This window comes from Mesorhizobium sp. Cs1321R2N1 (assembly GCF_037179725.1).
Taxonomy (GTDB): domain Bacteria; phylum Pseudomonadota; class Alphaproteobacteria; order Rhizobiales; family Rhizobiaceae; genus Mesorhizobium; species Mesorhizobium salmacidum.
Genome location: NZ_JAPYKP010000068.1, coordinates 20,318 through 30,487 on the forward strand (window position 1 = coordinate 20,318; position 10,170 = coordinate 30,487).

Consider the following 10,170-nt stretch of genomic DNA (forward strand, 5'->3'; position numbering starts at 1 on the left):
GCCATGATCCATCCTGTTCTCAAAGCTTGCGGCGCGCGTTTCTTGGCGCGTCCGCTTTGGGCTGCGCTTCCGTCGTTCCCTCGGCGTGCACCACGGCCGAAGTGGCCCGGCAGTGGCGCCGGTCCAGCCGTCGGCTGCGCCAAGCGAGCCGGCTGTCGGCGATACCGCAATCATGTATGCGGCGCGCACCGACGAGGGCTATCAACTGCCGGCCATCCCGGTTGCCAAGCTCGATCCGAAGTTCTTGCGCCAGATCGTGGCCGATCCGACCGGAGAGAAGCCTGGCACGATCGTCGTCGATGTTTCCGAGCATTTACTCTATCTGGTGCGCGACGGCGGAAAGGCCATGCGCTACGGCGTCAGCCTCGGCAAGGCCGGTTTCGGATGGACCGGCAGTGCCGTGGTCCAGGCGCGCAAGAAATGGCCGGTGTGGACGCCGCCACCCGAAATGATCCAGCGCCGGCCGGAACTGACGAAATACAAGGACGGCATGCCGCCCGGACCGCAGAGCCCGCTGGGCGCCCGCGCGCTCTATCTCTTCCGCGGCGGCAAGGACACGATGTACCGGCTGCACGGCACGCCGGAATGGGATTCCATCGGCAAGAACGCGTCGTCCGGCTGCGTGCGCTTCATGAACCAGGACATCATCGACCTCTACAGCCGCGTCAACGGCCCCGCCCAGGTCTTCGTGCGGCCCAACCTGTCTGCCGCCGGCAAGATCATGGCCGTGTCGAGCAGGACGGCCGAGCCGATCGATGCGGGCGTGCCGAAGGACGCCGAGTTCTTGAAGTAAGCCTTCACGACCTGCTCAGGCGGACGCGCCAGGCGCGCCCGCTTGTGCCGTGATCGTTACTTCTTGCCGAGACCCGGCAGCGTGACCTGATAGACCAGGAACATGGTGTCGACATCGGCGCCGTCATCGGCCTTGTAGGGCGCGCCGACCTGGAAGCCGTCCTGGGCGAGGAAGTCGTTGTCGTTGCCGACGAACAGGAAATAGTCGTCGGGCAGCTTCGGGTCGAGGACGCTGGCCAACGACATCGCTTCCCACTTCTCCGAAAGCTCGTTGTGGTCCTTCGCCCCACCATTATGCAGGCCGAAGCGGCCAAGCTCGGCGGCGGCGTTGATGTCGATGAACGGCGTCAGCTTGGCCGGCGTCACCGAGGGATCAAGCACGCCCTTGGGCGCTAGCGGCTTGTCGGCCGCGTCGAAGGCGCCGCCTGCGATGTCGGTCGCCCCGGACACGTCGACGATGTTGATCTGGCGGTAGAGCGAAGCGTCACCCTTCTTCAGGCCCTGGCCGTTGCCGCTGTCGCGCGCCAGCATCAGGAAGGATGTGTCCGAAAGCGCCACGATCTCGCTCTGCGCGGCGACCTTGGTCTTGCCCTTGGCATCCTTGAACACCGGCAGCGGCACGACGTATTCATGCGCGAGCTTCAGATGGGCGAGGTCGGAGGCATCGTAAACCAACGCCCGGGTGTTCTGGCGCGTCGAGGGTGAATCGCCGCCGTCCTGCCTCGGCGCCGACTGCAGCACGGCGATCAGGAACTTGCCGTCCGGCGTCATCGCCATGCCTTCGAGGCCCTGGTTGTTCTGGCGCCCGGTTTCGGGATCCTTCGGATCAGGGTCGGCGGCGCCCGGGCCGGGATTGTCGGAGGAGAAGTTCGGCGTTCCCTTGCGCATCGGCACGAGGGCTGCCGGCGGCTGGGTCGCCGACATCAGGCGGCCTTGCGCGGAGAACCTGTAGATGTTGGGGCCGTACTCGTCGGAGATGAACATCGAACCGTCGGGCAGCCGCACGATGGCCTCATTGTCGAGAGCGAGCTTGCCGTTGGTGGCGACGGGCAGCATCGGCATGTCGCCGGCCGCGGCGCGTACATCCGACAGCGGATCGAGGCCGGTGGCATCGGCGCCCTTGCCGTCGGTGAGAAGCATAGTGTCGGCAAGCGTCGCCTTGACGCCTGTCTGCTCCTGGCCGGCGGCGGGAGCAGCACCCGGCGCGACAGGCGTGAACTCGATGCCGATGGTGTTGAGGCGCGGCCGGTAGTCCGTGGTGCCGGCGACATTGTAGCCACGGTCGGGCAGGAGCCAGAGCGATCCCTTGTAGGTGCCGGCATCATGCGTCCAGCCTGTAGTGTCGATTGCCATGCCGGAGCCCGAGCCGAAGGTCTCGCCGAACTTGTCGCGCTGAGCAGCCGGCATGCGGCCGACGCCGACAAGGCCCTTGTTGATGTAGGCCACGCCGTCGGCAAGCGCCGGTGTCAGGGCGGTGAACAAGGCCAGCGCGACGCCGAGCGAAGCGGTTCGGTGCGGGTGTTTCATGGACAATCCTCTTTGTGACGAAGCATGCCGGAGCGGCCGAAGGGCAAAAACGGAAAGAGGTGCCGCATCGACGATGCCGTGCGCGCCTTCCCCAAAAGCGATCTAAGGCGTGAACATGATGCTTGCGTGACAGCGCGCGATGCCGGTCCACCAGCGTACTGGACACTTATGTCTAGCACATATAGGGTGCCGGCTTCGAACTGACCGGAAGGGAAGCCTTGAGGCCGCCGCGCAGGCTTCGTCACCTCGGGCGGATTTGGCTACACGATCGGCAAGAGCGTCGCGCTGGCGTTGGTGGACGACGATTTCGCCGGGGAGGGGACGCAGCTTTGCGTGCACAGTGTCGGCGTCGGACGGCCTGCGCGGGTCATCGCGGTCTCGCCCTATGATCCCCAGGGCAAGGCGATGCGGCAATGAGGAGGGAATTCGCGATGATCGATGACGCGGCACGAGACAGCAGGCGCGAACGCCGGCGCGGACGCACGGGCGAGGCCGGCAGCGAATCAAGCCGCAAGCCCAATTACCGCTCGCTGAAGAACCCATTCCTGCCACAGCCGATCTTTTCCAACGACCAGGTGGCGTCGATCCACGACACGGCGCTGCGCGTGCTGGAAGAACTGGGCATCAAGGTGCTGCTGCCCGAGGCGCGCGAGGTGCTTGCCCGCGCCGGCGCCCTGGTCGATCCCGAAACCGACATGGTGCGCATCGGCCGCGACATGGTGGTGGCAGCCTTAGCCTCGGCGCCGCGATCGATCCACGCCAATGCAGGCGCGCGCGCTCGCGATCTGTCGCTCGAATTGGGCGCCATGACATTCCTGGCGGGCTCCGGCGCGCCCAACGTCACCGATCTCGACCGCGGCCGGCGGCCTGGAACGCTGGTCGCCTTCGAGGAGCTCATCAAGCTGGTGCAGCATTTCGATGTCTTGCACATGCTGGGGCCGTGTATCGAACCGCAGGACATCGACAATCGTTTTCGCCACTATGCCGTCAATCGGGCGCAGCTGACGCTGTCCGACAAATTCCCGTTCGTGTTCGCGCGCGGCACGCCGCAGGTCGATGACAGTTTCGAGATGATCAGGCTGGCTCGTGGGTTGTCCGAAGACGAGTTCCGCTCGGGCGCGCATTGCTACACCGTCATCAACACCAACTCGCCGCGCCAGCTCGATATTCCCATGGCGCAAGGCATTATCGACTTCGCCAAGGCGGGCCAGGTCCTGATCATCACGCCGTTCTGCCTGGCCGGTGCGATGGCGCCGATCACGGTGGCCGGCGCCCTGACTTTGCAGCATGCCGAAGCGCTGGCCGGGCTGACGCTGGCGCAGATCGTGCGGCCGGGCGCGCCGGTGGTCTACGGTTCCTTCTCCTCCAATGTCGACATGAAATCGGGAGCACCGGCCTTCGGCACGCCGGAGCACGTCAAGGCCACACTGGGTGCAGGCCAACTGGCGCGCTTCACCGGTCTGCCCTGGCGCTCGGGCGGCGGCAGCGCTGCCAACATTTCGGACGCGCAGGCCGCGCACGAGACGCAGTTCGCGCTGTGGGGCTCGGTGCTTTCGGGCGCCACCGTCTGCATCCATGCGGCCGGCTGGCTGGAAGGGGGCTTGAGTGTTTCCCTGGAAAAGCTGGTCACCGACATCGAAGCGCTGCAGACGGTCGCGGAACTTTGCCACGCGACCCCCGGCGACGACGACGCAATCGGCTTCGAGGCCATAGCCGAAGTGCAGCCGGGCGGCCACTTCTTCTCGGCCAGCCATACCATGGCGCGCTACCGTACCGCCTTCTACGAGCCGCTGGTGGCCGACTGGTCGAATTTCGGCAACTGGACGCAAAGCGGGTCGAAGAACGCCACCGAACGCGCCACCGGCGTCTGGAAACGCATCCTCGCCGATTTCGAGCCGCCGGCAACGGCGGCCGCCACGTCAGGCGTGCTCGATGCATTCATCGCGCGGCGCACGAAAGAGGGCGGCGCGGCGCCCGTGTCGTGAGATAGCTCGCGGATCCACCGTCCTGAATTGTGGCCGTTGTCCCGGAACCCGCGGCGCTTCCCACGCATTCATGGAAGCGGGCCAATGCCTGGCTCCATTTGCGAGCCGTTGAGGGAGGACGACATGGGTTTCGACCAGTATCACGAACCGCCGGAAGAACTGTCGCAGGAAGTGCGGACCTTTGCCCGCATGATCGCCTCGCTGATCGAGGAGGCGGAAGCGATCAGCTGGTACGAACAGCGCATGTCGGTCGAAAAGAACCCGCAAGCCAAGGCGATCATGAAAACGCGCAGAGCGAGGAGTTCAAGCATTTCGGCATGGACCTCGAATTCCTGCTGCGCCAGAAGACGGACTGGCGCGTGGAACTGAAGGAGATTCTGTTCACCACGGGGGATATTGTGAGGGCTGGCGAGAAGGGCGAGAAGAAGGTGGATTGAGGTGGAAAGCCGGCCTACGAGGCTAGCCGCATTCAACTCACACCGCCGCGACAAACCCGTCCAGCACGCGTTTCTGGCCGGCCTTGTCGAAGTCGATGGTCAGCTTGTTGCCTTCGATGGCTGAAATATTGCCGTTGCCGAATTTCTGGTGGAAGACGCGGTCGCCGACGCTGAAAGCCGACGGGGTGTCGGAGACGGATTTGGCGACCAGTTCGCCGTCGATGGTGCGGCCCTTTACGCTGGTGCGGCCGGCGCCGTAGCCGGAGTCTGTCTCGCCATAGCCGATGCGTTCGACCTGATGGCCCGAACGCGTGCCCCAGTTGCGGTCGGTCGCCTCGGTGCGGTTGGCCTGTGCGCGCTGCCAGCCCGGCGTCGAATAGGTGTTGGAGAAGGCGCCGGACTTTTCCCCGCCGCCCGAATTGCCGCCGATATTGTCGAAGCGCGAGGCGCCATACGGGTTCTGTCTTCCCGCCCCTTGGCCGCCGCCACGGCCGGACGCGAACGAGCCGCCGCCATAGGGATTGCCGTAGCCGCCGTAGGAGTTGCCGGCTTCGGCGACCTCGACATGGGCTTCCGGGAGTTCCTCGAGGAAGCGTGACGGGATGGTCGATTGCCACAGGCCGTGGATGAGGCGATTGGAGACGAACCAGATATGCAGGTTCTTCTTGGCCCGCGTCAGGCCGACATAGGCGAGCCGCCGCTCTTCCTCCAGGCCTGAACGGCCGCCTTCGTCCAGCGCGCGCTGGTGGGGAAAGAGGCCTTCCTCCCAGCCGGGCAGGAAGACGGTCTCGAATTCGAGGCCCTTGGCCGAGTGCAGCGTCATGATGGAAACGGCATCGAGCCCGGCATTCTGCTCGGCATCCATGACCAGCGCGACATGTTCGAGGAAGGAGCGCAGCGACTCGTACTCCTCCATGGAGCGGATCAGTTCCTTCAGGTTCTCCAGCCGGCCGGGGGCTTCCGCCGAGCGGTCGTTCTTCCACATGTCGGTATAGCCGCTCTCTTCGAGAATGGTCTCGGCGAGCTCGGTGTGCGGCGTGGTTTCCAGCGCCTTCTGCCAGCGTTCGAAATTGGCCGCGACCTCGCGCAGCGCGGCGCGCGGCTTCGGCTTCAGCTCGTCGCTCTCGGCGAGTGTGCCCGCCGCCTCCAGCATCGGGATGCGCAAGCCGCGCGCCGTGTCGTGGATCTGGCGGATGGTCGCTTCGCCCAGGCCGCGCTTGGGCACATTGACGATGCGCTCGAAGGCGAGGTCGTCGGTGCTGTTGGCGACGACGCGGAAGAAGGCCAGCGCGTCGCGGATTTCCATGCGTTCGTAAAAACGCGGGCCGCCGATGACGCGGTAGTTGAGGCCGAGCGTGATGAAGCGGTCCTCAAAGGCGCGCATCTGGAAGGACGCGCGGACAAGGATCGCCATGTCATTGAGATTATGCTTCTGGCGCTGGTAGGCCTCGATGGTCTCGCCGATGGCGCGGGCTTCCTCCTCCGAATCCCAGGCGGCGTGGACGTTGACCTTGCCGTCCTCGGGATCGTTGCGATCGGTGAACAGCGTCTTGCCGAAACGGCCCTCATTGTAGGCGATGAGATGGGAGGCGGCGCCCAGTATGTGCGCGGTCGAGCGGTAATTGCGCTCCAGCCGGATGATGGTGGCGCCGGGAAAATCCTTGTCGAAGCGCAGGATGTTGTCGACCTCGGCACCGCGCCAGCCATAGATGGACTGGTCGTCGTCGCCGACGCAGCAGATATTAACGGTGGTGCGGGATTCGGCCGAAGAGCGCCCAATCTCCCCCCTAGAGGGGGAGATGTCGCCGGAGGCGACAGAGGGGGGCGCTGTCCCGCCGACCTGTCGGTGCGAGGCGCCCCCCTCTGTCCTGCCGGACATCTCCCCCACATGGGGGGAGATTGGCTTGCCTTCGGGCCTTTGCGCCAGCAGGCGCAGCCACATGTACTGGGCGGTGTTGGTGTCCTGATATTCGTCGACGAGGATGTATTTGAAGCGCCGGTGATAGTCCTTCAGCACATCGGGATTGGCGCGGAAGATGCGGATCGGGTGGCAGAGCAAGTCGCCGAAGTCGCAGGCGTTCAGTGTCTGCAGGCGCTCCTGATAGGCCTTGTAGAGCTCGCGGCCCTTGCCGTTGGCGAAGCTGCGCGCATCGCCCTCGGCGATGTCGGCCGGGCCCTGGCCCTTGTTCTTCCAGCCGTCGATCATCTGGGCGAACTGTTTCGCGGGCCAGCGCTTGTCATCCAGGCCCTCGGCCTGGATGAGCTGCTTGATCAGCCGCACGACGTCGTCTGTGTCGAGGATGGTGAAGTCGGATCTCAGGCCGGCAAGCTCGGCATGGCGGCGCAGCAGCTTCACGCCAATCGAGTGGAAGGTGCCGAGCCAGGGCATGCCTTCGACATTGCCTTCGCCGATCAGGATGCCGATGCGCTGCTTCATCTCGCGCGCGGCCTTGTTGGTAAAGGTGACGGCGAGGATCTGCGACGGGAACGCCCTGCCGGTGGCGAGGATGTGGGCGATGCGGGTGGTCAGCACGCGGGTCTTGCCGGTGCCGGCGCCGGCCAGCACCAGAACCGGTCCTTCGGTTGTCTCCACCGCCAGCCGCTGCTCGGGATTAAGCCCCCTCAGATAGTCCGGCGCATTGTTTTGGCCGCCGCGGGCAGCCATGGCGCGCGCGGCAATGCCCGACGGGGCCGTGGGCCGCGCATCGGGTTCGTCAAAAAAGGGCATGTCTTCGGAAAAGCCGGACATCGCCCCCGAATGTAGTGATTCGGTAGCGAAAGACCAGAACTGTCTACGTTTTGTTCTGGTAAACTGCCTGATACGGCCACTTGAGCGACATGGCGGCCGGCGTTGTGAACAACCTCAGGCGAAAGGGGGTTGCTGCCGCGGACCCATGACCCACGCTTGACAGGCGCGGCGGTCGGGAGAAAGTTGCGCAGGGGGCAGCACACAATGCCGGGTTGCCCAAGGGCCGCCTCATGCGCGCAACAGTCGAAGGAGTATCATCTTGGCTGTCACCATCACCTCCCTCATCCTCTTCCTCATCGGCCTGGCGGTTGGCGCCGGCGGTATCTGGTTGGTCTCGCTGGGCGGCAGCTGGTACTACATCATTGTCGGTCTCGCCTTCCTGATTGCCGCCTGGCTGCTCTACCGGCGCCGTTCCACGGCGCTCTGGCTCTATGCGGCAATCGTGCTCGGCACGCTCGCCTGGGCGGTCTGGGAAACCGGCTTCGACTGGTGGGAACTCGGCCCCCGCGGCGGCATCATCGTGCTGGTTGCGCTGTGGCTGCTGACGCCTTGGGCGCGGCGGGGCCTTGCCGGTCCGGACGGCCGCGCGCCTCTGATCCTTGCCGTGCTGGCATCGCTGGCGGTGGCCGGCTATTCGATGACCGCGGACCCGAAGGACATCGGCGGCGCGCTCGACACCGACAAGGTGATTCCCAACGCCAATCTCGGCGGCGATGTGCCGGCGGGCGAATGGCACTATTACGGGCGCACGCAGTTCGGCCAGCGCTATTCGCCGCTCGACCAGATCACGCCGGACAATGTCGCCAATCTGCAGCCGGCCTGGACCTACCGCACCGGTGACGTGAAGGGGCCGGACGATGTCGGCGAGACCACCTACCAGGTGACACCCCTTAAAATTGGCGACACGCTCTATATCTGCACGCCGCACAACTTCGCCATCGCCGTCGATGCGGCGACCGGCAAGGAGAAGTGGCGCTATGATCCCAAGGTCAAGCTCGACAAGGACCGCCAGCACCAGACCTGCCGCGGCGTTTCCTATTATGCCGATGCTTCGGGCGCCGCCGGTCAGCCCTGCGCGGCACGCGTCTACCTACCGACCTCGGATGCCCGGCTGATCGCGCTCGACGCCGCCAACGGGCAGGTTTGCCCGGCCTTCGCCGAGGGCGGCACGCTCAATTTGTTGGCCAACATGCCGTATCCGAAGTCGGGCTATTACTACTCGACTTCGGCGCCGCTGATCGCGGGCGGCAAGATCATCGTCGGCGGCGCGGTCAACGACAATTATTCGACGCAGGAGCCGTCCGGCGTCATCCGCGCCTATGATGCGAGCACCGGAAAGCTGCTGTGGAACTGGGATTCCGGCAATCCGGACCAGACGACGCCGCTGGCGGCCGACCAGACCTACACCGCCAACTCGCCCAATATGTGGTCGACGCCGAGCGCCGACGAGAAGCTCGGCCTGCTCTACGTGCCGCTCGGCAACCAGACACCGGACCAGCTCGGCATGGGCCGCAGCGCCAATGTCGAGAAATTCTCCTCCTCGATCACCGCGCTCGACCTCAACACCGGGCAGTTGAAATGGGTGCGCCAGACCGTGCACCATGACCTCTGGGACATGGACGTGCCGGCGCAGCCGAGCCTGGTCGACATCACCAAGGCTGACGGTTCCGTCGTGCCCGCACTCGTCGGGCCGACCAAGCAGGGCGACCTCTATGTGCTCGACCGGCGCACCGGCGAGCCGGTCATCCCCGTCAAGGACGTGCCAGCGCCGGGCGGCGCCATCGGAGGAGATCACACATCGCCGACGCAGCCGGCATCCGACCTTTCCTTCAGCCCGCCGCCGCTGACCGAGGCCGATATGTGGGGCATCACCATGTTCGACCAACTGGCCTGCCGGATCGCGCTCCATAAATTGCGCTATGAAGGCCGCTACACGCCGCCCTCGCTGCAGGGATCGCTGGTCTACCCCGGCAATTTCGGCACTTTCAACTGGGGCGGCGTTGCGGTCGATCCGGTGCGGCAGGTGATGTTCGGCATGCCGACCTATCTCGCCTTCACGTCCAGGCTGATCCCCCGCGCCGACGTGCCGCCGCCGGGCGACACCAAGGGCAGCGAGCAGGGGCTGAACCGCAATGACGGCGCGCCCTATGCGGTGGTGATGGGACCGTTCCTGTCGCCGCTCGGCATTCCGTGCCAGGCGCCGCCCTGGGGCTATGTCGCTGGCGTCGATCTTCGGACCGGTACCATTGCCTACAAGCACCGCAACGGCACCGTCTACGACATGACGCCACTGCCGTTGCCGCTGAAGGTCGGGGTGCCCGGCATTGGCGGACCGATGATCACGGCCGGCGGTGTTGCCTTCCTGGGTGCCGCCGTCGACGACTATCTGCGCGCCTACGACCTGACATCGGGGAAGCAGCTCTGGCGGGCGCGGCTGCCGGCCGGAGGGCAATCGACGCCGATGACCTATACGGTCGCCGACGGGCGGCAGTTCGTGGTCATCGTCGCCGGCGGCCACGGCTCGGTGGGCACCAAGCCGGGCGATTATGTGATGGCCTACGCGCTGCCGAAATAGGCGGTGCCGGGGTTCGGCGATCCGACGATCAGCCGAGCCCCAGATGGGCCTTCAGGCTGGGCACCGAACCGAGCACCTGATTGGTCAAATCGGGGCCGGCGGCGG

At 65.6% G+C, this 10,170-nt stretch carries 4 protein-coding genes and 3 pseudogenes; 5 read left to right on the forward strand and 2 right to left on the reverse strand.

Annotated elements, in window-relative coordinates; genetic code table 11:
* The first annotated feature begins 26 nt into the window (after positions 1 to 26).
* Positions 27 to 793: pseudogene (locus tag O7A61_RS18135) on the forward strand (L,D-transpeptidase).
* Positions 794 to 849: 56 nt separating this feature from the next.
* On the opposite strand, the gene O7A61_RS18140 reads toward O7A61_RS18135, so the two are convergent.
* Positions 850 to 2,319, reverse strand: a complete 1,470-nt coding sequence (locus O7A61_RS18140; protein ID WP_337130960.1) for an esterase-like activity of phytase family protein — start codon at positions 2,317 to 2,319, stop codon at positions 850 to 852.
* Between the two features lie 222 nt (positions 2,320 to 2,541).
* On the opposite strand from O7A61_RS18140, the pseudogene O7A61_RS18145 reads away from it, so the two are divergent.
* The 3 genes and pseudogenes from O7A61_RS18145 to O7A61_RS18155 all read left to right on the forward strand — a co-directional run.
* Positions 2,542 to 2,736 (forward strand): annotated as a pseudogene (locus tag O7A61_RS18145) (glycine cleavage T C-terminal barrel domain-containing protein); the annotation flags it as partial.
* A 14-nt stretch (positions 2,737 to 2,750) separates the two neighbouring features.
* Complete coding sequence (locus O7A61_RS18150; protein ID WP_337130963.1) at positions 2,751 to 4,304, forward strand: trimethylamine methyltransferase family protein; 1,554 nt, start codon at positions 2,751 to 2,753, stop codon at positions 4,302 to 4,304.
* 123 nt (positions 4,305 to 4,427) lie between these two features.
* Positions 4,428 to 4,741, forward strand: a pseudogene (locus O7A61_RS18155) (ferritin family protein).
* A 37-nt stretch (positions 4,742 to 4,778) separates the two neighbouring features.
* On the opposite strand, the gene O7A61_RS18160 reads toward O7A61_RS18155, so the two are convergent.
* Positions 4,779 to 7,490: an ATP-dependent helicase gene (locus O7A61_RS18160; RefSeq protein WP_337130961.1), complete on the reverse strand. Its 2,712-nt coding sequence runs from the start codon at positions 7,488 to 7,490 to the stop codon at positions 4,779 to 4,781.
* Positions 7,491 to 7,749: 259 nt separating this feature from the next.
* On the opposite strand from O7A61_RS18160, the gene O7A61_RS18165 reads away from it, so the two are divergent.
* Positions 7,750 to 10,065 carry a glucose/quinate/shikimate family membrane-bound PQQ-dependent dehydrogenase gene (locus O7A61_RS18165; RefSeq protein ID WP_337130962.1) on the forward strand — a complete coding sequence of 772 codons (2,316 nt, stop codon included), beginning with the start codon at positions 7,750 to 7,752 and terminating at the stop codon, positions 10,063 to 10,065.
* Positions 10,066 to 10,170 lie beyond the last annotated feature (105 nt).